Source organism: Leptotrichia sp. (genome assembly GCF_057270615.1).
This window is the reverse complement of sequence record NZ_DBHIXN010000007.1, coordinates 38,347-63,226: the sequence shown is the minus strand read 5'-3', so window position 1 is coordinate 63,226 and position 24,880 is coordinate 38,347. Positions and strand designations below refer to the sequence as shown.

Below are 24,880 nucleotides of genomic sequence, written 5' to 3'. Positions count from 1 at the left end.
GCCTAAAAGAATAAGGGTAGTGTAAAGCTATCAAACTTCTTAGAAAATTTTTAAAGATTTTAGAACCCTGCGACTTTAGTCGTGGGAGGTTCAGAGTTTTGGAGATTCTATGTTTATTTATTAAATTTTATTTAACTTGAGATCAAAAACCTTTTGTCAAGGAGTATTTTAATGAAAAGTGATGATTTTAGATGTAAAAATTGTGGCGGAATGATGCGGTTTGATCCGAAATCTGGGAATCTGAAATGTGAAAATTGTGAAACAGAAGAAGAGTTGCCAAAAGTTTTTACGCATAAAAGACACGATATAAATGATTATGAAAAAAGGATAAAAAGTAAGATATCTGAAGAAAAAACAATTGTTCAATGCAGTTCCTGCGGAGCTATGGTTGAGATGGAACCGCTTGAAACTTCAAAAAAATGCCCTTATTGCGATACAAATATCGTGTTGAGCGAAAAGGCGGTATCTGTATTAGAACCTGATGGAATAAGACCTTTTATTGTGGATAGAAGAGAAATAGGGAATCTTTTTTCAAATTGGATAAAAAGAAGATGGTTTGCTCCGAATATTTTAAAAAATTTGTATCAAAGCGGGAAAATAACTGGAATATATCTTCCATACTGGTCTTTTGATAATAGTGCAGATAGTGAATATACTGCTCAGGGAGGGATTGACAGGACTGAAACTTATGAAGAGGATGGAAAGACTAGAACAAGAATAGTCACAGACTGGTATTATGTAAGTGGTGAAGTTGGAAATAAATTCAGAAATGTCATAATGAGAGCTTCCAGAACGTTAAATGACAGGCTTTTAAAAAGTCTTGGAGGATTTGATGTAGAAGATACGATAAATTTTGATTCGAGATATTTATCGGGGTATAATTCTGAGATTTTTAAAATTCCCATGAGGCAAGGCTATGAAGAGGCTAAAATAAAAATGGAAGATGAAATTTATAATACGATTTCTTCAGATGTGTTAAGAAGATATGACAGAGTACGAGATATAAGATATTCTGTCTATTGGAGCGATGAATATTACAGGCTTTTATTATTACCTGTATATTCAATGTCTTATTCGTTTAATGGAAAATCTTATCAAATTGTTATAAATGGGGAAAATGGGAAAATAGTTGGAGAATATCCAAAATCTGCTGTAAAAATAGCTATTGTAGCGATACTAGCTGTAATAGCATTGGGATTATTATTTTACTATATGAATAAATAAAAAAAATATATTGGAGGAGTTTAAAATGGCTGGTATTTTAGAAAGATTTAAAACAATAATGGCATCAAATATTAATGCGGTGCTGGATAAAATGGAAGATCCTGAAAAAATGATAGATCAGTATTTAAGGGATATGGAAAAAGATCTTGGGAGTGTAAAGGCTGAAACAGTTGCTGTTATGGCACAGGAAAGTGCAGTAAAAAGAAAAGTTTTAGAATGTGAAGATGAAATTAAAAAAATGGAAAGTTATGCGAAAAAAGCTCTTCAAGCTGGAAATGAAGCTGATGCAAGAATGTTTTTGGAAAAAAAGGAATCTATTAAAATAAAATTAGAATCGCTTGAAAAGGAAAAAATGGTTGCAGTTGAAAATTCTTTAAAAATGAGAGAAATGCACGATAAACTTACAGCGGATATACAAAAACTTAATGATAGAAGAAATGAAATAAAGGCAAAAATAAAAATGGCAAAATCTGCTCAAAAAATTAGTAAATTATCATCTTCTGCTGGCATAAGCGGAAAAATGGATGCCTTTAATTCTGTTGAAGAAAAGGCTAATAGAATGTTAGATGAAGCAAATGCAAGTATAGAACTTAATTCTCCAAAAAGGGATGAAGTTGATGATCTTATGAAGAAATATGATGATGCGGAATCTAAGGAAAATTCATCTGCGGTTGATGATGAGCTTGAAAGATTGAAAAAAGAAATGGGAATATAAAAAATAAAAATTGAAAGGAGAAATCTATAATGGGATTATTTGGAAATCAGCTTGCTAACGTTATAGAATGGGAGCAGTATGATGATGAGACTCTTTTTTGGAAATGGTCAAACAAAGAAATAAAAAAAGGATCAAAGTTAATTATAAGACCTGGGCAAGATGCAATTTTTCTTTCTAACGGAAAAATAGAAGGTGTTTTTGAAGATGAAGGAAGTTATGATGTCGCTTCACAAATAGTTCCTTTTTTGTCAACATTAAAAGGATTTAAGTTTGGATTTAATTCAGGAATGAGAGCCGAAGTGCTTTTTATCAATACAAAGGAAGTTACTGTAAAATGGGGAACTAAAAATGCTATTAATATTCCGGCACCAGGACTTCCAGGAGGGATGCCAATAAGAGCTTTTGGCGTAATGGCTTGTAAAGTTGACAACTATAATGTATTTATTGATAAAATTGCTGGAATTAAGCAGCAGTATAATATTGATGATGTAAAAGAAAGAGTAATTTCAATGCTGGATCAGCTTCTTATGAAATGGATAGCTAGAGAAGGAAAAGATATGTTTAACCTTCAGGTTAATTCTTATGAAATTGGAAATGGGATTAAAGAAGATATGGATTTTGAAATGAGAAAAATCGGACTTTGCATTCCAAGTTTCACTATTTCCAGCTTCAATTATCCAGAAGAAATAAAACGTATGCAGGAAAAGGCAGCAGGACAAAGTATGGTTGGAGATGTAAACAAGTATACTCAAATGGCAATGGCTGACTCTATGGAAAATGGAACAGGTGCAGGAAATATGGCTGGAAATGTCGCAGGTATGCAAATGGGAATGATGATGGGACAACAAATGACAAATCAAATGAATCAGCAAAATCAGGCTTTCAATAACAATCAGCAGCCATCAGAAAATAATCAGACTGCAGGGAATACCGCTGCACCAAAATTTTGTCCAGAATGCGGAACAAAGACAAATGGAAGTAAATTTTGTCCAGAATGTGGAAAAAAATTATTTTAAATTTCATAAATTTTTTGATTTCTACTTTTTAAACTAGAAATAGTATCAAATAGCACAAGAATATCTATGATTTAAATTGTGCTATTTTTTTATAAAAAATTAGTTTTATAGTATGAGCTAGAAATTATGTAAATTTAATAAAAAAGGACTTAAAGTACAAAACTTTAAATCCTGATAAGTTTTAAAACTAAAATTTAGTTAATAAATTTATTCAATTCCAAATGCTGATTTTATGGCATCATATTGCATAGTTCCACCTAAAACTTCTTGAATTGTTGAATTTTCAATTTTTATGTTATATGGAATGCTGTTTGCTTTGAAACCTTTCATTATTGAGTCATCTGCATCGTAGTAAACTGGGAAAGTAAATTTACTTTCTTTTACGTATTTTTTAGTTTGTGATAAATCTGTATTTCTTCTTGTAAATACAACTACTACGTTTACGTTATCTTTATTTTCTTCATAGAATTTTTGAACATCAGGCAATTCTGAACGGCAATATGGACACCATTCTGCTGCTAAAACTAATAATGTAGGTTTTCCATTGTTAAAGAGTCTTCTGCTGTTTGTATATTTTCCATTAAGATCTCTTAATTGAAAACTAGGAATTTTAGCTCCAGCTTCTACATTTACATCAAGTGCCTTTCCTTTTCCATACCCAATCATAAATACCATAAACATTGAAATAATAAGTAGTATTTTTTTCATCTTAAATCATTCTCCTTTTTCTAAAATTGATGTTAAATATATATGTTGTTTATAATTTTTGAGTAATAAATATTTAACACCTTTAGCTATTTAATTTAGTATAGCATATATTTTAAAATTTTTCAAAAATATATTATTTTTGTTTGACATTATGTATAAAAATTATTATAATTGTACTAAGGAAGTAAAATAGATTTGAAATAAAACTCAAAGAAATTTAGATAAAAAATTGTATAAAAAATCAATGTAAATACTAGAAATTAATGAAATGATTATAATTTTTTAGAGCGAGTTTTAAAATAATTTTAGTATAAATTTAGAGGAGGATTGAAAATATTATATGAAAAAAATAGGAATAATACTACTAGGATTAATAGTAATAGTATTTTTATCAATGGTATCAGGAAAAGTTGAAAAAAAATCATTAAGCGGAGTTTCCAAAGAACAGGAAATATTGGAAAGAAATAAAGATAAATACAGTAAGCATATACGTTTTTATAATAGAATCCTTAATATTGACAAAGGTCTTTTATATTATTTTGAAGATGCTGGGACAGACAAAAAATTTAAAACTATTCCGAATGAAGATATTACAGCTGACATTGCGATTGACAAAAATTTTATTGACAAATTGAAAGAGTTGAAAACTAGTAAAGAACGAAAAGATGAATTGGATAAAAAGGCGATAGCTATGCTTCCAATACTTGAAAAAATGATGCCAATTACTGATGAAATGAGAATATACTATAAGAATAAAGAGTATCTAAAAGATAATTATAAAAAAGCACAAATTTTGCATACACAATTACTTGCAACATTGGATAAATATAATCAAGTTACTAAAAATTATAAAAATTTATTTGAAAAAAAATCTGATGAAATAAAAAAATTAATGATGAAAGATTATGATAAACGAAAACAATTTATTACATATAATCAATTTATGTTTATTTCTGAAGGCGAAAAGGTTATAAAAGAAATACATGAACAAGAATTAGATGCAAGCGATTTTATTGTAAAAGGGAATGCTAAACAATTTAAAAAGATGGAAGATAAAATGGATAAGGCTCTTATAAAATTTGAAAAATCCTTAAAAAATACAAAACAGCTTGAAAGAGAAGGGTATATGCCTGGAGATCATAGTGAATTTGTTCAAAAAGCCAACAAATTTAACCAATCTGTAAACGTATTTATTCAAAGAATAGAGAAAAAGGAAAAAGCTTCACATTCTTCGGTAAGTGACAGCTTCTTTGCACAGACAGAAGAAGGAACGCCAGAAAATGTACTTGCAAACTTTAACGAAGTAGTAAAGGAACATAATAAATTATTGGCTAAAAAAACTAAAAAATAATATTTAAAATTAATTTAGAAAAGAAAGGTTTGAATTTTTCAAATTTTTCTTTTTTTATTTATTTTATATTTTATACTAAATCCCATTTAAATAACGAATAAATTATAAATCTTTTTAGTAGATTAAACTTGATATTTACTTTCAAATAATTGCTTTTTAAACGTGGAATAGTATTAAACTTAAAAAATGAATAGAAAATAAAAGGAAAAGTAGGAAATAGCATAAGAATTGAGAAAATTTTTAATAATAGATATGTTCGATAACCTAAGTTTTTTTATCTATACAAGGGGTCAAGACCCCTTGCTTCAAGATATTTATTTTATTAAATTCTAAGTTTGTATAGTTATCGAACAGGTCTAATGTAAAATTAAAAAATTTGTAAAGTAAATAAAAAAACTATTTTATCGAAATAAAATAGCTCTAAATATAATATGAGTGATATTTTTAAAGTGGTGCCGCTTGTCGGAGTCGAACCAACCACCTACTGATTACAAGTCAGTTGCTCTACCAGATGAGCTAAAGCGGCAAAACTAACAAAAGTATTATATCGAATTTTTTACTCAATGTCAAGGAAAATTTTAAAGAATTATGAAATAGGTGTCGAAATATAAGTAATACACTCAACTCTATTTAAAATTGAACTATTAAAACCTATATAAACTTAGAGTTTGAATAAAATAGTCATAACTTTTGAGTTCAGATTTAAATCAATTTTAATTATAAGTGTAATTTAACCAAAAAATGAAAATTATTTATTTGAATTTAAAGTGAAAAGTGCTATAATACTAAGTATAAAAAAATTAGAATTTTATATCTTTAATTGATAAATATTTTTTATTAATTTGATCTAAGATATAAAAGATAGGAGTAAGAAATGAGTGAAAAAAATTTAAAAATTTTAGGGTGGATTGGAACACTGCTTTCTGTAATAATGTATGTATCTTATGTTCCTCAAATTATGGGAAACTTGCATGGACATAAAACATTTTTTTTACAGCCTTTAGCAGCTACTGTTAACTGTGCAATATGGACAAGCTATGGACTTTTAAAAGAAAAAAAAGACTATCCATTATCGGCAGCAAATTTACCAGGAGTAGTTTTTGGATTTTTAGCAACAGTAACAGCATTTTAAATATAAAAAATAGCAAGAAATCTTTGGTTTTTGTATATAACTAAGATATATTGCTTTTTTTTTAAAAAAATCTTGAAATTAAACTAAAAAAATGCTATTATTAAATATGATATATTTATTAGAAAAACTATAGTTTTTTTAGATATATTATAACAGTTTTTAATTGTAAATTTTAGGAGATGAGTTGAGTTTATTTATTTTGAAAATAATTGGGATAGTGACAATGTTTTTGGATCATTATCATTATGTAATTGGTGGAAGCAAGATTTTAAATATCGTTGGAAGAATTGCGTTTCCGATATTTGCATTTACACTTAGTGAAGGGTATGTGCATACTCGAAATCTAAAAAATTATCTTTTTAGGTTATTTATTTTTGCTGTTAGTATCCAAATACCATCAATACTGTTTGGTTATGATTATCCAATGAATATTTTTTTTACATTATTTTTAGGACTTTTATCCATTTATATTTTTAATTCCAAAAAAATAAATATGATTTTGAAAATTATTTTAATTGGGTTTGTTTTATTTTTTTCACAAAAATTTAAATTGGATTATGGAATGTATGGAATTTTACTCATTATGAATTTTAATATTTTTAGAAATGACAAATTTAAAATTTTAATGAATTTTCTTGTATTAAATATTTTTAATGAAATATTTCCTAATATTTTCGATTTAGTTGATACTCAGTTTTTTTCAATAATTTCGTTAATATTTATTTTTATGTATAATGGAAAAAAAGGAAAAAGTATGAAGTACTTTTTTTATTTATTTTATCCAATACATTTTTTTATTTTAGAAGTTATAAAAATTCTTTTAGAAAAAATATAAAAGTATTTTTTTAAAATTTTGGAGAGAGAAATGACAAAAAAAGAAAGATTTAAAAAGGTGTTTCCAATATTAAAAGAAAAATTTGGAAATCCTAAGGCAGCTTTGGAATACGAAACACCTTATCAGCTGATGATAGCGGTGATTCTCTCAGCTCAATGTACTGATGCACGTGTGAACATTGTCACAAAGCAACTTTTTAAAGTAGTTAAAGAACCTAAAGATATAAGAAAAATGGACTTAAAAACATTGGAAGAATACATAAAATCGACGGGATTTTACAGGAATAAAGCTAAAAACATAAAATTAAATGCTGAAATGATGCTTGAAAAATATGATGACAAAATTCCGAAAGAATTGGAAAAGCTGGTAGAACTACCAGGTGTAGGTCGTAAAACTGCAAATGTTGTTCTTGGTGAACTTTGGAATATACGAGAAGGAATCGTAGTTGATACACACGTAAAAAGGCTATCTAATCGAATAGGATTTGTAAAAAATGATAATCCTGAGATTATTGAGAGAGAACTTATGAAATTTGTACCAAAAAAAGACTGGTTTGTATATTCGCATTATATGATTTTACATGGACGGGATAAGTGCATTGCTAGAAGTCCAAAATGTAATATATGTGAAATTCAGAATTACTGTAAATATAATTTAGAAAATTTAAAAAAATAATATACTTGTTCAATGGTTGTAGTAAGTTTACAATTTATGGTCAGATAATATTTTCGTATAGTTTATAAATTATAAATTGTTGAATATAATAGAGTAAAAAAAGCTCTGTTATAAATAATAAAAAATTTTTAAATAATATGAGGAAAGGAAAATAATGATTAATAAAATAAAGAGAGTTTTGATTTTTGGAGGAGCTGTATTGTTTGCATCATTAGTTTATGCAGAAAGTGAACAAGAAAGTGGAAATATTGCTCCAAGGGAAAATAATATTACAGTTAAGGAAGAAAAAAAAGGTTCTCCAGTTGTAAAGGAAAATAATGAAAAACATAGTGTAGTTGAGCATCGAATTGTAAAAAAGGAAGAGCCAAAAAACATCAAAAAAGATAAAAAAAATAAAATTGAACATCAAAAAAATTTAAAGAATAACAAAGAAAATAAAATTAATAAAAATATTAATAGATCTGAAAAGAAAAGTAATAAGCCCGTTCCAGAAAGAAAAGTTGTAAAAGCGATAGAACGTGAAAAGGAAGGAGTTTCACAATATTCTGGAAAAGTAATAAAATTTATTGCGACTACAGATGGAAAAGTTTTAAAAGATGAGATGTCAAGACAAAAGCATCCGATAGCTTCACTTACAAAAGTTATGAATATTCTTGTTGCACTTGATCAAGTGGATAGAGGAAATGCAAAACTTGATGACAAAGTATGCTTTACACCTGAAACAGTAAATATGGGAGGAAGCTGGTTAAATGCAAAGGCTGGTGATTGCTATACATTAAGAGATCTATTACGAGCAGAAATTATTTATTCTGCCAATAATGCCGCATATTTGGTAGCATATCATATTGGGCATGGGAATTATAATAATTTTGTAAAATTGATGAATGCAAAAGCAAAAGAGCTTGGCATGAAAGATACACATTATTATACTCCAGCAGGCTTGCCCAGTTCTATGACTAAGAAAAATATGGATATTTCTACAGCTTATGACATGTATCTTCTTGGAAGAAGGGCAATTAGAGATGAAAGATTAAGAGCTTGGATGAAAGAATCTGAATTGGTTCTACATAATTCAGAAGGAGAAGATGTTGTTTATAATAATAGAAATCATCTGCTGGATCAATTTGGTATTTATGGATTAAAAACAGGATTTCATGCACAAGCGGGATACAATATGATTGTTTCTAGTAAAATAGGAAATCTTGAAATTATTTCAGTAACATTAGGAAATAAAACAGATAGTGACAGAACTGAAGATCAAAAAAAAGAATTTACACAATTGGAAAAGAGAATGATATCAGTTTATAAGGCAGGGCAAGAAATAGGAAGCACATTTAAAATAAAAAATGCTAAGCAAAAAGAAATAAAAGGTATTCTTTCAAGTAATGTATACCAAATTGACAATACAAATTATAGATTTGAAGTAAAAGATTTACAAGTTACAGCTGAAAAACAAGGAATTTCTAAAGGAGATGTAATTGGTAAACTGGAAGTGCTATCAAATGACAATAAAATTGTAGGAAGTGTGGACATTTTAGCTCAAAGCGATTATAAACAATTGTCAATATTTGGACGTATTTTAAGATTTATAACATTTGGAATGGCATAAGAAAAAGATAATAAATAAAATTAGAACTAAAATAATTAAATAATAGTAAAAAAATCGGAAGTTAATAGACATTAAGAAAATTTCTTCCGATTTTTTATATATATTTTATAATAAAACTGAACTCAAGAGTTATGAATATTTTACCCAATATATGTTTTTAACAGTTTAATTTTGAATGAATTCGAGTATATTTTTATTTAAATAGACTTTATAATATCTATGGAGATAAAAAAATTATATAACAATAAAATAATGTAATTTGTCTTAAAATATGGTAAAATATAAGTGACTATTTTTTATATCAAAAAGCAAAAAATTATAAAAATTTAAAAGTGCTGTATTAGTTTAATTTAATAGCCTTTTACAGATGAATAGAAATTTCTGAAAAAAGGAGAGGTATATTTATGAAAATATTAGGAGTAATACCGGCAAGATATGCATCTAGCAGATTTGAGGGAAAGCCGTTAAAGGATATTTGTGGACATTCTATGATTGAGTGGGTTTACAAAAGAGCTAAAAATGCGGATATTGATGAATTGGCTGTGGCGACTGATGATGAGAGGATTTTTGAGACTGTAAAAAAATTTGGTGGGAATGTAGTTATGACGTCAAATAAGCATGAAAACGGGACTTCGAGAATAATAGAAGTTATTAATAAAGATGAGTTTAAAAATTATGATTTTGTAATAAATATTCAAGGGGATGAACCTTTGATTGATATTGAATCAATTAATATTTTGGCGAATAATTATCGAAATGAGAAATCGGAAATTATTACGTTGAAGCAGGAAATTCGTGAGGAAAGAGAAATTTTAAATCCGAATATTGTGAAAGTGATAACAGATTTTAATGAGAATGCAATATATTTCAGTCGTTTGCCGATTCCCTATGAACGTAATAAAAATAAGGATTTTAAACATTTTAGACATATTGGTATTTACGGATATACAACAAAATTTTTGAATGAATTGAAGAACTTGAAAGAAGGTGTGCTTGAGAAAATCGAGTCGCTTGAGCAGTTGAGATTTATTGAGAATGGATATAAAATAAAGGTTTTGGAAACTAAGTCAAATGTGATAGGAGTAGATACAGAAGAAGATTTGATAGAAGTTATTGAATTTGTAAAAGAAAAAGGAATAAAAATTATAGAAAAATAAAAATATTATTAGATGATTGTAAAAGTAAATGAATTAAAAGCAATATTTATAATTACAAGGTCGATATCCCTTGACAGAAAGTACAGAAAGCAGAAAATTCAAGCAAAAAAATATTGTGTTTATTAGAATTCTTATACTTTTACAAATGACTAAAAAATATTGTAAAAAGAAGGAGATTTTTTTATGGAAAATGGAGTAATGATACAGTATTTTGAATGGAATTTGCCAAATGATGGAGAACATTGGAAAAGATTGAAGGAAGATGCAAAGCATTTGAGCGAAATTGGTGTTAGCGGAGTTTGGATTCCGCCTGCATATAAAGGAACTTCGCAAGCGGATGTTGGTTATGGAGCTTACGATTTGTGGGATTTAGGAGAATTTGATCAAAAAGGGACTATCAGAACGAAATATGGTACGAAAAAGGAATTGATTGAGGCAATTGAAGAGCTTCATAAATATAATATAAATGTGTATTTAGATGCGGTTTTGAATCATAAGGGAGGTGCTGATGAAACAGAGAATTTTTTAGCAATTGAAGTTGATCCAGAAGATAGGACTGTTGAAATATCAGATCCTTTTGAAATAGAAGGATGGACAAAATTTACTTTTCCTGGAAGAAATGATAAATATTCTGCATTTAAATGGAATTATAACCTTTTTGATGGGGTGGATTTTGACAATAAAACTGGAAAAAATGCAATTTATAAAATTGTTGGAGAAAATAAGGACTGGGATGAGGGAGTTGATTCTGAACTTGGAAATTATGACTATTTGATGAATGCTGATATTGACTTTTCTCATCCTGAAGTACGTGAGGAAGTAATCCGATGGGGAAAATGGGTTGTGAATGAACTGAAAATTGATGGATTTAGAATGGATGCCGTAAAACATATAAAAGATGAGTTTATAGCAGAATTTTTGACGAAAGTAAGAGAAGTTTATGGAGAAAAATTTTATTCTGTTGGAGAATATTGGAGAAATGACTTGGAAAGATTGAAGGAATATTTGGATAATGTTGGATATAAAACTGATTTATTTGATGTTGGACTTCACTTTAATATGTATGATGCTTCTGAAAAGAAAAAGGATTATGACTTACGAGAAATTTTTGAACATACAATAGTTGCAGAAAATCCTATGGAGGCAGTAACATTCGTAGATAATCACGATTCGCAAAAGGGAAGTGCCTTGGAATCAAAAGTGGAAAGCTGGTTTATTCCACATTCTTATGCTATAATTTTATTATCAAAAGATGGTTATCCTTGCTTATTTTATGGAGATTATTATGGTGTAGGCGGTGAAAAAAGTCCGCATCAATGGATAATTGATAAACTTCTGGAAGTCCGAAGATTATATGCTTATGGAGAGCAAATAAATCATTTTGAAGATCCAAATATAATTGCAATTCAAAGAACAGGAAGAGATGAATGGACTGGATGTGTAGCTGTGCTTTCAAATTCTGATGAAAAAGGCGAAATTCAGGTGGAAGTTGGAAAAGAACGAGCTGGACAAGTTTGGAAAGAAGTTACTGGAAGTGGATTTGAAGACATTGTAATTGATGAAGAAGGAAAAGCTAATTTTACGGTAGAAGCTGAAAAAATTTCTGTATGGATACGTAAAAGCTAAAGTTTAAAATATTGAAATTTTTTGATTTAGGTTAAATAAAAGTCAGATTGAGAGGTTAAGGAAAATGAGAAAAATAAAAATTATAGGAGCAGTAGTTGCATTAATGATGAGCTTGAGTTCTTGTACAGCTTTAGCATTGGGAGCAGGAGCAGTTGCAGGGGGATATACTTGTGTAAATACAAATCTTTGTAATAACTTAAAAAAATAGAAATATCGGATTTTTATTTTTTCAAAGAATTTAGTAAAAAATTACTAAAGAATGTTTAAAACAGGAGAAGAAAAATGAAAAGTGACAATACAAGAGAGGAAATATTAAAAAATATTCAAAGAGTAGTTGTGAAGGTGGGAACATCTACACTTACAACTGAAGATGGACGATTAAATATTGCTAAGATAAAAAAAATTGTAATGGAGTTAAGTAATCTTCAGAACAAGGGATATGATGTAATACTTGTAACTTCTGGAGCAGTTGGTGCTGGAATGGGACTTCTTAATATAACTGAAAAGCCTAAGACGTTATCTGAAAAGCAGATGTTATCGGCTGTTGGACAAGTTTCTCTTATGCAGATTTATCAAATGCTTTTTAATGAACATAATAAAATAATAGGGCAGCTTTTATTAACAAAAGATGAATTTTCAAATAGGAAAAGATACTTAAATATGAGAAATGTCTGTAATGCTTTTCTGAAAAGAAAAATTATTCCAATTATAAATGAAAATGATGCAATAGTGTCGGATGCTTTAAAAATTAAAGTTGGAGATAATGATACGATGTCAGCGCTTGTTTCAGGATTGATTGATGCTGATTTGCTTATTATTTTATCTGATATTGATGGGCTTTATAATAAAAATCCTAGAAAATATGAAGATGCTAACCTGATTAATATGGTTGGAGATATTAATGAAGATATAAAGAAGATGGCAGGTGCGGAAGGTTCAAAATTTGGAACTGGCGGAATGATTACGAAAATTGTTGCTGCAGAAATGGTAACGAAAATTGGAACAAGTTTAGTTATTGCCAGCGGAGATGACCCTAAAAATATAACAAGAATCATAGAGAAAGAGAATATAGGGACACTTTTTGTTAAGAGAAATAAAAAAATTAGCCTAAAAAAATACTGGCTTGCTTACGGACCTAACAAAGAAGGGGCATTAACAATTGATAATGGAGCAAAGACAGCCTTGAAAAATGGTAAAAGCTTACTACCTGTCGGCATAAAATCTGTTCAGGGAAATTTTGACAAAGGAGCAGTCATAGAAATTGAAAACTTGGAAGGAAAAGTGGTAGCAACTGGAATTTCAAATTATTCGGCAGAAGAAATAAATCTTATAAAAGGTTTTAAAAGTGAAAATATAGAAGAAATATTAGGTTATAAATATGATGATGCCGTGATTCATATTGACAATGTTGTTATAAAAAAATAATACAGCTAATTTTAAGAATAAAAAAAGTCTTATGAATGGACTTATTTGAAAGTTGTGTATTAAATTGATATTAGAAAGCAAGGAGATTTAACCCCTTGTATTAATAAAAAGTATAAATTTTATAGTAAAACTGATTTAAAACCAAAATCAAAAGTTATGACTATTTTACTCAAAATCTAAATTTATATGATTTTTAATAGCTTAATTTTGAATGGTTTTGAGTATATACAAATTTAAGAAAAGAGGGAAAATATGAGCTATATAGAAGAACTTGGGAAAAAAGCAAAAATTGCAGCAAGAGAACTTTTAAAAACTGGAACAAAAATAAAGAATGATGTTTTGCTTGCAATTGCGGATGAACTGGTAAATAAAAAGGAAGAAATAAAAGTAGCAAATAAGATAGATTTGGAAAAAGGCATAGAGAAAGGTATATCTTCTGCATTGCTGGATAGAATGACTCTTACTGACAGCAGAATTGAAGGAATGGCTCAAAGTCTACGTGAAATGGCTATGTTCCCAGATCCAATTGGAGAAGTCGTTACAGGATGGAATCACAAAAATGGAATGAATATTTCAAAAAAAAGAGTTCCACTTGGAGTAATCGGAATGATTTATGAATCACGTCCAAATGTTACGATAGATGCGGCAGGACTTGCAATAAAATCTTCAAATGCAATAATTTTACGTGGATCTGAAGATGCACTAAATTCAAATATTTATTTAAATAAATTGTTAAATAGGGTAGCAGATGCTCACGGATTGCCCAAAAATGCAGTTCAGCTTGTGGAAAAGCCAGAAAGAGAGCTGGTAAAGGACTTAATTCGTGCAGATAAATACATTGATGTAATTATCCCAAGAGGCGGAAAAGGACTAAAAAGATTTATCATTGAAAACGCGACAATTCCAATGATAGAAACAGGAGCTGGAATTTGTCATATATTTGTAGATGAAACAGCAGATATAAAGCAGGCATTACCAATTATCGAAAATGCCAAAGTCCAACGTCCAAGCGTATGCAATGCTATTGAAACAGCATTAATTCATGAAAATATTGCAAAAGAAATTTTGCCAGAATTGACGGAAATGCTGTTAAAAGATGGAGTGGAGTTAAGATATACCAAAGAAGCATTGGAAATTGCTGGAAATAGAGCGGATGTGAAATTGGCAACTGAAGAAGATTTTGGAGCAGAATATTTAGATTTGATAATGTCATTAAAATTAGTTAAAAACGTAGATGAAGCAATTGAATACATAAATAATCACGGAACTCATCATTCTGATTCAATCTTGACAAAATCTATCGAAAATGCTGAAAAATTCCTAAACGAAGTAGATTCAGCCAATGTTTATTTAAACGCTTCAACAAGATTTTCTGACGGAGGAGAATTCGGTTTCGGTGGAGAAATCGGAATTTCCACACAAAAACTTCATGCTCGTGGGCCTATGGGAATTAGGGAGCTGACTACAACGAAGTATGTGATTAGAGGAGAAGGACAGATAAGAGAATAATTTTTTAAAAGAGATGATAAGAGCAGTAAAATTGTTCAATATCATCTTTTTTATTTTAGAAAAAATTTTAAATTTATTAAATTAAATCTACAAATATAATAAAAAATGTTATAATTTTAGCAATCCTTGAGAAAAGAGGTAATACTATAATGAGAGTGTTATTGATAAAAATCTTAGTTGTAATTTTATTACAAATAGTAATAATTTTAATTCAAGAATTTTGGAAATAACTAAAAAAGAGAGCTTACTTTGGGGGTTAGCTCTCTTTTGATTTGTAACACTACAACGAGAATTTTTATTCTTTTACATTCTCATTATAACATTTTATAATAAAAAAATCAACTCAATTCAAAATAAATTTTTTAATTTTTTGTAAATAAATAGTTAATAAAAAAAATTAAGAAATTTCTGTAACATCCTTCACTTTATAATGTCCAGCACCATTTACCACATCTGCTATTAGCAAGTCGTCAACTTCTTCATTTAAAGTAACTTTCGCATTTTTATCGGAAAGATTTACTTCTACATCTTCTACTTCTGGCAGTCCGTATAAGGCATCTTTTACTTTTTTTGCACAGTTTTCACAATGTAGCCCTTCTATTTCAACAAGTTTTTTAATCATTTTAAAAACCTCCATAAAATTTTATTGTTATTAAGGCACAAAATTATTTGTGTCAAGTTTATTATATAAAAAAATAGAGTAAAATGCAAGGATTTTGTATATGCAAAAAAAATGTGTAGTATAAATGGTAAAATATGATATAATGATGTAAAATAAAAATTTAAGAGGTGAAGTGTGATGAGTCATTATTTTTCAGAAAAACAAGATGTAAAGTCAGATAGAAAAATAATAAAATATGAGATAGAAAATAAAAAATTTGAATTTTTGACAGATAATGGGGTATTTTCAAAGACGAAGGTAGATTTTGGAACAGATGTAATGTTAAAAGTGTTTTTACGGGAAAATATAAATAAAAAAAATCAAAAGTTTGATGTACTTGATATTGGATGTGGATATGGAGTTGTATCTGTTGTGTTGAAAGCATTTTTTCAAAAAATAAAAACACTTTCTTCAGATGTGAATGAGCGAGCTTTGGAGCTTACAACAGAAAACCTTTTAAAAAATAAAGTTATAAAGGATAAAAATGATGATTTTGAAGTGAGAAAGTCATTTGCATTTGATAATATTTCTGAAAAGTTTGATGTGATTTTGTCCAATCCGCCAATTCGGGCTGGAAAGCAGACTATTTTTCAGATTTATGAACAAAGTTTTGAACATTTAAATAAAAATGGGGAATTTTATTGTGTAATTCAGACAAAACATGGGGCAAAAAGTACGCAGAAAAAACTGGAGGAAGTATTTGGGAATTGTGAAACGCTGGAGATAGAAGCGGGGTATAGAATTTTTAAGTGTATTAAAGGATAAAAATTTTAGGGTTATAATTTTTATTCATAGTTTTTTTTTAATAATAAAAAAGCTCAAAATATAACTTTTAATTTGATCTTAAATAATTTACTTTGTTTTCCATGAAAAATAATTGACAAAATGGGATAAATACTGTATTATGATATAGTAAATAAAAAATATTAAATTGTTTTTTGAGATTAAAAAAAATTAAATATCGAAAAAAACTGGACATTTATTTATTTTTTTGTTATAATAAAAAGGATCCGAGGTGATTATTTATGGCAAAACAGGATGTTCTTGAGCTGGAAGGTGAAATAATCGAAGCATTACCAAATGCGATGTTTCAAGTAAGGCTTGAAAATGGACACGAAGTTTTAGGGCATATCTCAGGAAAAATGAGAATGAACTATATAAAAATTTTACCAGGAGATAAGGTTACGGTGGAAGTTTCTCCATACGACTTGTCAAGAGGTAGAATTGTATATAGAAAAAAATAACAGTTGGAAGGAGGGTTTTTAGTGAAAGTAAAAGCTTCAGTAAAACCTATTTGTGACAAATGTAAAATCGTTAAACGTCACGGAAAAGTAAGAATAATATGCGAAAACCCTAAACACAAGCAAATACAAGGATAGTTTAAAAAAGATTTTTATAAAAAAACAGATTAATAAACCTGAAAACATTTTTATTAAATATATATAGAATAAATAAAAATACTATGGATATTGAAATAAAGATTGTAAAGGTATGTTTAGCTGTAGGGCTTATTCCTTATATTGTGTATGTGAGGGCATATTGAAGAAGATTAAAAATATCAAAACGAGGAGGAAAAAATTTGGCTAGAATAGCGGGAGTAGATATTCCAAGAAATAAAAGAGTAGAAGTTTCTTTAACTTATATTTTTGGAATTGGTAGAAGCACTTCAAACAAAATTTTAGGAGCAACTGGTATCGATAGAGATACAAAAGTAAAAGATTTGACAGAAGAACAAGTGGCACAATTAAGAGCTGCTGTGGAAGAGTACAAGATTGAAGGAGAGTTAAGAAAAGAAATTAGACTTAACATCAAACGTCTACTTGACATTAAGAGTTACAGAGGATTAAGACATAGAAATGGATTACCTGTAAGAGGACAAAAAACTAAAACAAACGCAAGAACTAGAAAAGGGCCAGTTAAAATGGCAATTGCTAAGAAAAAATAATAAACTATTAAGTTAAAGGAGGAAACCATAAGTGGCAAAAAGACCAGCAACTTCAAAAAAGAAAAAATTAAAAAATATTCCTAATGGAATCGCATATATACATTCTACTTTTAATAATACTGTTGTTACTATAACAGATTCAGAAGGTAAAGTAGTAATCTGGAAATCAGGAGGAACTTCAGGGTTCAAAGGAACTAAAAAAGGAACTCCATTTGCAGCTCAAATAGCAGCTGAACAAGCAGCTCAAGTTGCAATTGAAAATGGAATGAAACAAATTGAAATTAAAATCAAAGGACCTGGATCTGGAAGAGAAGCTTCTATAAGATCAATACAGGCTACTGGATTGGAAGTAACAAGAATCGTTGATATAACTCCAGTACCTCATAATGGTGCAAGACCACCTAAAAAGAGAAGACCGTAATTTTATAAACTAAGGAGGAAAAAGATAAATGGCAAGAGATAGACAGCCTGTGTTAAAAAGATGTAGAAATCTTGGTTTAGATCCTATTGTTTTAGGGGTAAACAAAAAATCAAACAGAAATATTAGACCAAATGCAAATAGAAAATTAACTGAATATGGAACACAACAAAGAGAAAAACAAAAAGTAAAATTTGTTTATGGAGTAATGGAAAAACAATTTTATAAATTATATGAAGAAGCAACAAGAAAAGAAGGAGTAACAGGTGAACTTTTACTTCAATATCTTGAAAGAAGATTAGATAACGTAATTTATAGATTAGGATTTGGTTCTACAAGAAGACAAGCAAGACAAATCGTAAGTCACGGACATATTTTAATCAATGGAAAAAGAGTAAATATTGCATCATACAGAGTAAAACAAGGTGATGTAATTACAGTTAAAGAAGATTCTAAAGAATTAGCTTTAATTAAAGAATCTATTGGGCAAAAAGCAATTCCAGGGTGGTTGTCACTTGAAGAAAATACTTTAAAAGCTCAAGTGCTTGAAAATCCTGGAAGAGACGCAGTTGACTTTGAGGTTGACGAAGCGATGATTATCGAGTTCTACTCTAGATAATAATATTTTAATCAGAGGAGATGAATTAGCTTGTTAAATATTGAAAAAATAGCTAAAAATGTAAGATTAACTGAAGAAAAAGAAGATAATTATACAGCAAAATATACATTAGAGCCTTTATATAGAGGATATGGGAATACTATTGGAAACGCACTTAGAAGAATATTATTATCATCAATTCCAGGAACTGCAATAAAAGGAATCAAAATTGAAGGTGTATTAAATGAATTTTCAACAATTGAAGGTGTAAAGGAAGCAGTTACAGATATTATTTTGAATATAAAAGAAATAGTAGTTGAAGCTGATGAACCTGGTGAAAAGAAAATGACGCTTTCAGTAAAAGGACCAGCTGTAATTACAGCTGCAGATATTTATGTAGAACCTGGCTTGAGAGTTATAAATCCTGAACAAGTGATTATGACAGTTACAACTGATAGACAAATTGATATTGAATTTCTTGTAGATTCAGGAGAAGGATTTGTAGTTTCTGATGAAATTAATACTGATGGATGGCCAATAGGATATTTAGCAGTTGACGCAATTTATACGCCTATCAAAAGAGTAAATTATAGTGTCGAAGATACTATGGTTGGACGTGTTACAAATTATGACAAGTTAATTTTAGAAGTTGCAACAGATGGAAGTATCGAAATTAAAGATGCCTTGTCTTATGCAGTAGAGTTATTAACTTGGCATTTGGAGCCATTTACAAATATTGGAAACAGTATGAGTAAATATAGAGATAGTGAAGAAGAATTGGTAGAAACTGAAGAAGAAAATGAAAATAACATTGAAGATATGAAAATTGAAGAGCTTGACTTTACAGTACGTTCTTATAATTGCTTGAAAAAAGCAGGAGTAAATACAATTTCAGACTTAACTTCAATGACTTATAATGAATTATTAAAAATTAAAAATTTAGGGAAAAAATCACTAAATGAAATTATTGATAAAATGAAAGAACTTGGTTACGATTTAGGTGAAAATACAAGTAACGAGGAGTAATCATAAAGAATCAAAGTAGAATATAGAATAAAATCTTAAACGAGGAGGGAAAATGAATCATAATAAATCATACAGAAAATTAGGTAGAAGAACTGACCATAGATTAGCTATGCTTAAAAATATGACAATTTCTTTAGTAGAACATGAGCAAATTGAAACAACAGTAACTCGTGCTAAAGAATTAAGAAAATTTGCTGAAAAAGCAATCACTTTAGGGAAAAAATACAATAATTCAACTGATACTGCAAAAAGAGTTCATTTAAGAAGACAGGCTTTTGCACTTTTGAGAAATGAAGAAGCAGTTGCAAAAATCTTTAATGAAATTGCACCTAAATATACTGAAAGAAACGGTGGTTATACGAGAATCATCAAAACAGCTGTTAGACGTGGAGATTCAGCTGAATTGGCAATTATTGAATTAGTATAGTATTCATAAATAACTAAAAGGCATAGGTTTTGTTGCTTATGTCCTTTTTTTTTATACTAATTTTTATTAATTATGTCAGAATATTTGCGATTTCAATTGTGATAGGTTCAGAGAATTTTGTTAATATTTTATAAAAATAAAAGGAGAAATTATGAAGAAGAAACTGATTGTAATGAGTTTATTAATTTCAGTAGCAGTTATGGCCACTGAGATATGTACTATGAAAAGTTTAGATTTTAGCAAAACTCAAAAAAGTGTAGAAAAGAATGAAGATAAAAAACCACAAATGGGAGCACCTATGAATAAAAAAGTAATAACCGAAGATATGATAACAAATAAAACAGAAAATGGTTACAACTTAAATTTTGATGCAAATAAAAATTATACGACAAAAACAGTTACTGTTAACGGAAAAACTGTTACTTATCGTGCTTATGAAAATATAGTTTATGTAGCAAAACCAGTTGATATTGCATATCAAACTATAAATATCTATATTCCAGAAGAATATTTTAAAAATAAATCAGTTGGGAAATACAATGCAAAAACTGCACCAATATTTTTCCCAAATACAGTTGGAGGATATATGCCTGGAGCAGCTGGAGTGCCTGGAAATGGAAGAGATGGAAAACCTGATGCTTCATTAGTCGCATTGTCAAATGGATATGTTGTGGCAAGTCCTGGAGCTAGAGGTAGAACTTTGGAAAAAGATGGGAAGTATACAGGAAAGGCACCTGCTGTAATTGTAGATTTGAAGGCGGCTGTGAGATATTTACGTTATAATGATAATAAAATGCCTGGTAGAGCTGACAGAATTATTTCTAATGGGACAAGTGCTGGAGGAGCAGTTTCAGCTCTGTTAGGTGCAACTGGGAATAGCAAGGATTACGAGCCTTATTTGAAGGAAATTGGAGCATTGAAGGCTAGAGATGATATTTACGCAGTTTCAGCTTATTGTCCAATAACTAATTTAGAAAATGCAAATACAGCATATGAGTGGATGTTTAATGATGTGAAAACCTATAAAAAGATAGAAATTTCAATGCTAGATTACAATGTGGAAAGAAAATACACTGAAGGTACGTTGACTGCTGATGAAATTTTACGTTCAAATGATTTGAAAAAAATGTTTCCTAATTATGTGAATAGTTTAAAATTGAAGGACAAAAATGGTAAACTTTTAACATTGGATAAAGATGGAAATGGAAGCTTTAAAAATCAGATTAAGCAGTATTACATTGATTCTGCAAATGCGGCTTTGAAAAAAGGAACTGATTTATCAGAATTTGACTTTTTAACAATAAAAAATGGAAAAGTTGTAGATTTAGATTATGATAAATATATTGCTTACATGGGTAGACAGAAAACGCCAGGAGCATTTGATAATGTGGATTTATCGACTGGAGAAAATAATGAATTTGGAGATGAAACTACAAATAATAAGCATTTTACACAGTATATGCTAGAACATTCGACCGTAAATGGAACAATGGCTGATAAGAAAATTATAAAAATGATGAATCCGATGAATTATATTGGAAGTTCAAAAGTGAAATATTGGAGAATAAGACATGGTGCAGTTGACAAAGATACTTCACTTGCAATACCTGCGATACTTGCGATAAAATTGGAAAATCTTGGGAAAAAAGTTGATTTTGCATCTCCTTGGGCGACACCTCATTCGGGGGATTATGATTTGACAGAATTGTTTGGATGGATAGATAAAGTTGTGGCAGAAGGAAGATAATGTGAAATTAAAAAATAAACAGATAAAAGGTATGAAATATAGGAATAAAATAGTTGTAAAACTGCTTTCATATTTTGGAGTATCACTTTTTTTATTTTCAGTTGTAGTAGGAAGTATTTTTGGGTATATCTATATTCAAAATACAGTTGCGATGCATAAAAAAAATTTGGTGGAAAGAGCTTGTAAAATTTCAGAAACTTTATCTAAAATGTGGTTTGAGGATGGAAATAGGAATGAAAAAATTCCAGATAGAGATTTGCGTTCGGATGGAAAGAGAAGACCTGGAAATCCCAAAGAAGATAGAAACAAATTTCCACATAGGGAAAATGCTAAAATTGTGGGAAATATAAAGGGGAAAATTTTTGAAAATAATATTATTGAAGATATACGAAAAGATGAAGATGAAAGAAATCCGGAAGAAAGACATAAAATTTTTGAAAATGAATCGAGAAAAAGGGAAGATAGTAGAAATATAGAAGATGAAAAAAATAATATACCACCTGAAGAAAGGCATTTTCAAAGACATAGAATTGTAGATGAAAAAGATAACAATGTCAAAATTTTTAGAAGTATGAGAATGATTGAAAATCTTGCAATGGGAGAAGTCTGGATAGTAGATGCAAAAACTGGAAATATTGTTCAAGGAAGAAGTGATAAAACTCAGTCACTCTCGTATTTAAAATTGCCTCCAAATGCTGAAAATACTATAAAAAAAGCACTTGCTGGAGAAACAACAACAACTGAAAATTTTAATGAATATTTAAACGAAAATTCGATTACAGTAGCAGTTCCAATAAAAAATGGCAAAATTATTGAAGGAGTTGTTTTACTTCATTCTCCAGTAAAATATATGTCATCAGCCTTAAAAAGTGGGATTTATACACTTATTTTTAGTATTTTAGTGGCTCTTGTGATAGCAAGCATTAGTGCAATATGGCTTTCTATAAGTTTTACAAAGCCACTTAACAAAATTCGTAATGCTACAATTAAATTGTCACAAGGAGATTATGAAATAGTAACAGGTGTAGATCAAGGAGATGAAATTGGAGAACTTGCAAAAAGTATTGATAAGCTGGCACTTCAGCTTGATAAAAGTTCTAAGGAAAGTGAGCGGTTTGAAAAAATGCGGCAAAATTTTATTGCGAATGTTTCTCATGAATTACGAACACCGATTACTGTAATTAGAGGCTCAATGGAAGCTATTTGTGATGGTATTATAAGCAATCCTGAACAGTTAAAGGAGTACAATAAGCAAATATTATCAGACAGTATTCATTTACAAAGGTTAGTTAATGACTTGATAGATTTAACAAAACTTCAAAATACTGATTTTTCTATTAATAAAAGTACTATAAGTTTGTCTGAAATTATAAATGATGCAATTAGAAGCATGAAACAAATTTCAACTAAAAAAAATATAAAAATTAATTTTTTTATTGAAGGAAATACCAAAAATAATAATGAAATGGAAAATTATCTTTTCATTGGAGATTATCAAAGAATTAGGCAAATGATAATAATTATTTTGGATAATGCAATAAAATTTTCAAATAAAAATCAAAAAATTGATGTTTTTTTAGAAAAAAAAGATAAATATTACGAATTTAAGATTTGTGACTATGGAAAAGGAATAGATTCTAAAAATATTGGAGAAATATTTAACCGTTATCATAAATCAAATACAGAGGAAAATAAAAATGGAATGGGGCTAGGTCTCGCAATTGCAAAGGAAATTGCAAGACGACATAATATTGAAATTATGGTAAAAAGCAAACCTAATGTTCAAACATCTTTTACTTTTTTGATTCCTTTTGACAAATAATAATATTTTTTATTTAAATAGTGTAATGGTTATGAATTTTTCAAATTCTAAATACATGATTTTAGTAGTTCAAGTTTAAATGAGCGAGTATATATCGAAAAAAGAAACTTTGATAATAAAAATAAAATAAAAGTATTGACAAAATGTAGAAAAAGGTATAAAATTGTAACGGATACAAGGGAAAGCAAATATAAATAACTAAATATTAATGGGAGGAAAAATGCAGATAGAAAACGTTGGTGAATATTTGAAAAAGAATGGGATAAAACCTTCAATACAAAGAATGAAAATATTTCAATATTTAATGGATAATCATACACATCCAACAGTTGATGATATTTTCCAAAGTTTATCTCCTGAAATGCCTACTTTATCCAAAACTACAGTATATAACACATTAAACACGTTTGTCAGAAACAACATTATTCAAGAGATAATAATTGAAGAAAATGAAGTGAGATATGATGTAGTCACGGAGAATCATGGACATTTCAAATGTAAATCTTGCGGAGAAATAGTAGATTTTGATGTAGATTTATCAAAAATTGACTTATCAAAATTGGGTAATGTAGAAATTGACGAAATACATTTTTATATAAAAGGTATTTGTGAAAAGTGTTTAAAAAAACATAATTAAAAAAAGAAATGGAGAGAAAAATGAAATTAAATAAAGAATTAGAAGAATTATTAAATAATCAAATAAATATGGAACTTGCAGCTTCTTATCAATATCAAGCTATGGCAGCATATTTTGATGAAAGAGCATTGGAAGGTTTTTCAAAATGGATGAGCGAACAATCAAAAGAAGAAGTTGAACATTCAAAGAAATTTTATAATTACGTATTAAAAAGAAATGGAAAAGTAGAATTTTTTGCATTAGATAAACCTAAAATGGATTTTAAATCAGTAAAAGAAGTATTTGAAGTAACACTTGCACATGAACAAGAAGTTACTGCATCTATTGAAAATATTCATAAACTTGCAAGAGAATTGGGAGATTATGGAGCTGAAGTATTTTTAAATGAATTTGCTGAAGAACAAGAAGAAGAAGAAGAACAAGCTCAAAAAGTAATTGAAAAAGTAGTTTCTTTAGATGTTGATAACAATAATGCAACACTTTACTTGTTAGATAAAGAAATGGGAGCAAGAGAATAATAAAGATTTTATATAAAATAGAATGCAGGGTGATAATATTCGTCGCCCTGCTTTATTTATAATTAAAAAATCAATTTATTTTTTTAAATATTGTTAAAT

Annotated in this window: 27 protein-coding genes and 1 tRNA gene; 25 read left to right on the top strand and 3 right to left on the bottom strand. The window is 28.7% G+C overall.

The genetic code is table 11. The features are described 5' to 3' along the window. The first annotated feature begins 171 nt into the window (after positions 1 to 171). From ACO409_RS02665 to ACO409_RS02655, 3 genes are read left to right on the top strand one after another with little or no spacing between them, the layout of a single operon-like run. A complete protein-coding gene (locus ACO409_RS02665) occupies positions 172 to 1,224 on the top strand; it encodes a TFIIB-type zinc ribbon-containing protein (RefSeq protein ID WP_485554578.1) in 1,053 nt (350 codons plus the stop codon). A gap of 25 nt (positions 1,225 to 1,249) precedes the next feature. Next, positions 1,250 to 1,939, top strand: coding sequence for a PspA/IM30 family protein (locus tag ACO409_RS02660; protein WP_485554576.1), 690 nt, complete (start codon positions 1,250 to 1,252; stop codon positions 1,937 to 1,939). 29 nt (positions 1,940 to 1,968) lie between these two features. Continuing rightward, on the top strand, positions 1,969 to 2,955 hold the full coding sequence (locus ACO409_RS02655; RefSeq protein ID WP_485554574.1) for an SPFH domain-containing protein: 987 nt from the start codon (positions 1,969 to 1,971) through the stop codon (positions 2,953 to 2,955). A 207-nt stretch (positions 2,956 to 3,162) separates the two neighbouring features. Here the strand turns inward: ACO409_RS02655 and ACO409_RS02650 are convergent, their stop codons facing one another. Further along, positions 3,163 to 3,663 carry a TlpA family protein disulfide reductase gene (locus tag ACO409_RS02650; RefSeq protein ID WP_485554572.1) on the bottom strand — a complete coding sequence of 167 codons (501 nt, stop codon included), beginning with the start codon at positions 3,661 to 3,663 and terminating at the stop codon, positions 3,163 to 3,165. A 340-nt stretch (positions 3,664 to 4,003) separates the two neighbouring features. Between ACO409_RS02650 and ACO409_RS02645 the strand changes: the two genes are divergently transcribed. Beyond that, positions 4,004 to 5,014: a YiiG family protein gene (locus ACO409_RS02645; protein ID WP_485554570.1), complete on the top strand. Its 1,011-nt coding sequence runs from the start codon at positions 4,004 to 4,006 to the stop codon at positions 5,012 to 5,014. Between the two features lie 450 nt (positions 5,015 to 5,464). Here the strand turns inward: ACO409_RS02645 and ACO409_RS02640 are convergent. After that, a tRNA-Thr gene (locus ACO409_RS02640) sits at positions 5,465 to 5,540 on the bottom strand. 348 nt (positions 5,541 to 5,888) lie between these two features. Between ACO409_RS02640 and ACO409_RS02635 the strand changes: the two genes are divergently transcribed. The 9 genes from ACO409_RS02635 to ACO409_RS02595 all read left to right on the top strand — a co-directional run bounded on the left by ACO409_RS02635 (position 5,889) and on the right by ACO409_RS02595 (position 14,982). After that, a complete protein-coding gene (locus ACO409_RS02635; RefSeq protein ID WP_485554568.1) occupies positions 5,889 to 6,146 on the top strand; it encodes a SemiSWEET family transporter in 258 nt (85 codons plus the stop codon). A 184-nt stretch (positions 6,147 to 6,330) separates the two neighbouring features. Beyond that, positions 6,331 to 6,981: a TraX family protein gene (locus ACO409_RS02630; protein WP_485554566.1), complete on the top strand. Its 651-nt coding sequence runs from the start codon at positions 6,331 to 6,333 to the stop codon at positions 6,979 to 6,981. A gap of 30 nt (positions 6,982 to 7,011) precedes the next feature. Then, positions 7,012 to 7,656, top strand: coding sequence for an endonuclease III (nth, locus tag ACO409_RS02625; protein ID WP_485554565.1), 645 nt, complete (start codon positions 7,012 to 7,014; stop codon positions 7,654 to 7,656). 154 nt (positions 7,657 to 7,810) lie between these two features. Then, positions 7,811 to 9,265 (top strand): D-alanyl-D-alanine carboxypeptidase family protein, encoded by a 1,455-nt coding sequence (locus ACO409_RS02620; protein WP_485554563.1) that lies wholly within the window; start codon positions 7,811 to 7,813, stop codon positions 9,263 to 9,265. A gap of 404 nt (positions 9,266 to 9,669) precedes the next feature. Further along, complete coding sequence (kdsB, locus tag ACO409_RS02615) at positions 9,670 to 10,422, top strand: 3-deoxy-manno-octulosonate cytidylyltransferase (protein ID WP_485554560.1); 753 nt, start codon at positions 9,670 to 9,672, stop codon at positions 10,420 to 10,422. Positions 10,423 to 10,605: 183 nt separating this feature from the next. Further along, a complete protein-coding gene (locus ACO409_RS02610) occupies positions 10,606 to 12,048 on the top strand; it encodes an alpha-amylase (RefSeq protein WP_485554558.1) in 1,443 nt (480 codons plus the stop codon). A gap of 64 nt (positions 12,049 to 12,112) precedes the next feature. Then, positions 12,113 to 12,256 carry a hypothetical protein gene (locus tag ACO409_RS02605; protein WP_485554556.1) on the top strand — a complete coding sequence of 48 codons (144 nt, stop codon included), beginning with the start codon at positions 12,113 to 12,115 and terminating at the stop codon, positions 12,254 to 12,256. A gap of 74 nt (positions 12,257 to 12,330) precedes the next feature. Continuing rightward, a complete protein-coding gene (proB, locus tag ACO409_RS02600) occupies positions 12,331 to 13,473 on the top strand; it encodes a glutamate 5-kinase (RefSeq protein WP_485554555.1) in 1,143 nt (380 codons plus the stop codon). A gap of 252 nt (positions 13,474 to 13,725) precedes the next feature. Next, positions 13,726 to 14,982 carry a glutamate-5-semialdehyde dehydrogenase gene (locus ACO409_RS02595; protein ID WP_485554553.1) on the top strand — a complete coding sequence of 419 codons (1,257 nt, stop codon included), beginning with the start codon at positions 13,726 to 13,728 and terminating at the stop codon, positions 14,980 to 14,982. A gap of 397 nt (positions 14,983 to 15,379) precedes the next feature. Here the strand turns inward: ACO409_RS02595 and ACO409_RS02590 are convergent, their stop codons facing one another. After that, on the bottom strand, positions 15,380 to 15,604 hold the full coding sequence (locus ACO409_RS02590) for a heavy-metal-associated domain-containing protein (RefSeq protein ID WP_295726996.1): 225 nt from the start codon (positions 15,602 to 15,604) through the stop codon (positions 15,380 to 15,382). A 177-nt stretch (positions 15,605 to 15,781) separates the two neighbouring features. Here ACO409_RS02590 and ACO409_RS02585 point away from each other — a divergent pair, with 177 nt between their 5' ends. The 12 genes from ACO409_RS02585 (at position 15,782) to ACO409_RS02530 (ending at position 24,781) form a co-directional block, all read left to right on the top strand. Beyond that, positions 15,782 to 16,408, top strand: coding sequence for a class I SAM-dependent methyltransferase (locus ACO409_RS02585; protein ID WP_485554551.1), 627 nt, complete (start codon positions 15,782 to 15,784; stop codon positions 16,406 to 16,408). A 260-nt stretch (positions 16,409 to 16,668) separates the two neighbouring features. Beyond that, positions 16,669 to 16,887, top strand: a complete 219-nt coding sequence (gene infA, locus ACO409_RS02580; protein ID WP_006805851.1) for a translation initiation factor IF-1 — start codon at positions 16,669 to 16,671, stop codon at positions 16,885 to 16,887. A gap of 21 nt (positions 16,888 to 16,908) precedes the next feature. Beyond that, complete coding sequence (gene rpmJ / locus ACO409_RS02575; RefSeq protein ID WP_485554549.1) at positions 16,909 to 17,022, top strand: 50S ribosomal protein L36; 114 nt, start codon at positions 16,909 to 16,911, stop codon at positions 17,020 to 17,022. 200 nt (positions 17,023 to 17,222) lie between these two features. Then, the gene (gene rpsM / locus ACO409_RS02570; protein WP_485554547.1) at positions 17,223 to 17,588 is read left to right on the top strand and encodes a 30S ribosomal protein S13; all 366 of its coding nucleotides are present in this window, start codon (positions 17,223 to 17,225) and stop codon (positions 17,586 to 17,588) included. Positions 17,589 to 17,619: 31 nt separating this feature from the next. After that, positions 17,620 to 18,009 carry a 30S ribosomal protein S11 gene (gene rpsK / locus ACO409_RS02565; RefSeq protein WP_015770205.1) on the top strand — a complete coding sequence of 130 codons (390 nt, stop codon included), beginning with the start codon at positions 17,620 to 17,622 and terminating at the stop codon, positions 18,007 to 18,009. Positions 18,010 to 18,037: 28 nt separating this feature from the next. Further along, the gene (gene rpsD / locus ACO409_RS02560) at positions 18,038 to 18,625 is read left to right on the top strand and encodes a 30S ribosomal protein S4 (RefSeq protein WP_485554545.1); all 588 of its coding nucleotides are present in this window, start codon (positions 18,038 to 18,040) and stop codon (positions 18,623 to 18,625) included. Positions 18,626 to 18,655: 30 nt separating this feature from the next. Further along, entirely contained in the window at positions 18,656 to 19,630 is a 975-nt protein-coding gene (locus ACO409_RS02555; protein WP_485554543.1) for a DNA-directed RNA polymerase subunit alpha, read from the top strand. Between the two features lie 52 nt (positions 19,631 to 19,682). After that, positions 19,683 to 20,057, top strand: coding sequence for a 50S ribosomal protein L17 (gene rplQ, locus ACO409_RS02550; RefSeq protein WP_485554541.1), 375 nt, complete (start codon positions 19,683 to 19,685; stop codon positions 20,055 to 20,057). Between the two features lie 151 nt (positions 20,058 to 20,208). After that, the gene (locus ACO409_RS02545) at positions 20,209 to 21,804 is read left to right on the top strand and encodes a subtype B tannase (protein ID WP_485554539.1); all 1,596 of its coding nucleotides are present in this window, start codon (positions 20,209 to 20,211) and stop codon (positions 21,802 to 21,804) included. Between the two features lies 1 nt (position 21,805). Beyond that, positions 21,806 to 23,626 carry a sensor histidine kinase gene (locus tag ACO409_RS02540; RefSeq protein ID WP_485554537.1) on the top strand — a complete coding sequence of 607 codons (1,821 nt, stop codon included), beginning with the start codon at positions 21,806 to 21,808 and terminating at the stop codon, positions 23,624 to 23,626. 220 nt (positions 23,627 to 23,846) lie between these two features. Then, on the top strand, positions 23,847 to 24,263 hold the full coding sequence (locus ACO409_RS02535; RefSeq protein ID WP_485554535.1) for a Fur family transcriptional regulator: 417 nt from the start codon (positions 23,847 to 23,849) through the stop codon (positions 24,261 to 24,263). Positions 24,264 to 24,283: 20 nt separating this feature from the next. After that, entirely contained in the window at positions 24,284 to 24,781 is a 498-nt protein-coding gene (locus ACO409_RS02530; protein WP_485554534.1) for a ferritin, read from the top strand. Positions 24,782 to 24,880: the final 99 nt, after the last annotated feature.

Coding starts and splice junctions, on each gene's coding strand:
- ACO409_RS02665 (WP_485554578.1), top strand. CDS start 172: ATGAAAAGTGATGATTTTAGATGTAAAAATTGTGGCGGAATGATGCGG.
- ACO409_RS02660 (WP_485554576.1), top strand. CDS start 1,250: ATGGCTGGTATTTTAGAAAGATTTAAAACAATAATGGCATCAAATATT.
- ACO409_RS02655 (WP_485554574.1), top strand. CDS start 1,969: ATGGGATTATTTGGAAATCAGCTTGCTAACGTTATAGAATGGGAGCAG.
- ACO409_RS02650 (WP_485554572.1), bottom strand. CDS start 3,663: ATGAAAAAAATACTACTTATTATTTCAATGTTTATGGTATTTATGATT.
- ACO409_RS02645 (WP_485554570.1), top strand. CDS start 4,004: ATGAAAAAAATAGGAATAATACTACTAGGATTAATAGTAATAGTATTT.
- ACO409_RS02635 (WP_485554568.1), top strand. CDS start 5,889: ATGAGTGAAAAAAATTTAAAAATTTTAGGGTGGATTGGAACACTGCTT.
- nth (WP_485554565.1), top strand. CDS start 7,012: ATGACAAAAAAAGAAAGATTTAAAAAGGTGTTTCCAATATTAAAAGAA.
- ACO409_RS02620 (WP_485554563.1), top strand. CDS start 7,811: ATGATTAATAAAATAAAGAGAGTTTTGATTTTTGGAGGAGCTGTATTG.
- kdsB (WP_485554560.1), top strand. CDS start 9,670: ATGAAAATATTAGGAGTAATACCGGCAAGATATGCATCTAGCAGATTT.
- ACO409_RS02610 (WP_485554558.1), top strand. CDS start 10,606: ATGGAAAATGGAGTAATGATACAGTATTTTGAATGGAATTTGCCAAAT.
- ACO409_RS02605 (WP_485554556.1), top strand. CDS start 12,113: ATGAGAAAAATAAAAATTATAGGAGCAGTAGTTGCATTAATGATGAGC.
- proB (WP_485554555.1), top strand. CDS start 12,331: ATGAAAAGTGACAATACAAGAGAGGAAATATTAAAAAATATTCAAAGA.
- ACO409_RS02595 (WP_485554553.1), top strand. CDS start 13,726: ATGAGCTATATAGAAGAACTTGGGAAAAAAGCAAAAATTGCAGCAAGA.
- ACO409_RS02590 (WP_295726996.1), bottom strand. CDS start 15,604: ATGATTAAAAAACTTGTTGAAATAGAAGGGCTACATTGTGAAAACTGT.
- ACO409_RS02585 (WP_485554551.1), top strand. CDS start 15,782: ATGAGTCATTATTTTTCAGAAAAACAAGATGTAAAGTCAGATAGAAAA.
- infA (WP_006805851.1), top strand. CDS start 16,669: ATGGCAAAACAGGATGTTCTTGAGCTGGAAGGTGAAATAATCGAAGCA.
- rpsD (WP_485554545.1), top strand. CDS start 18,038: ATGGCAAGAGATAGACAGCCTGTGTTAAAAAGATGTAGAAATCTTGGT.
- rplQ (WP_485554541.1), top strand. CDS start 19,683: ATGAATCATAATAAATCATACAGAAAATTAGGTAGAAGAACTGACCAT.
- ACO409_RS02545 (WP_485554539.1), top strand. CDS start 20,209: ATGAAGAAGAAACTGATTGTAATGAGTTTATTAATTTCAGTAGCAGTT.
- ACO409_RS02535 (WP_485554535.1), top strand. CDS start 23,847: ATGCAGATAGAAAACGTTGGTGAATATTTGAAAAAGAATGGGATAAAA.
- ACO409_RS02530 (WP_485554534.1), top strand. CDS start 24,284: ATGAAATTAAATAAAGAATTAGAAGAATTATTAAATAATCAAATAAAT.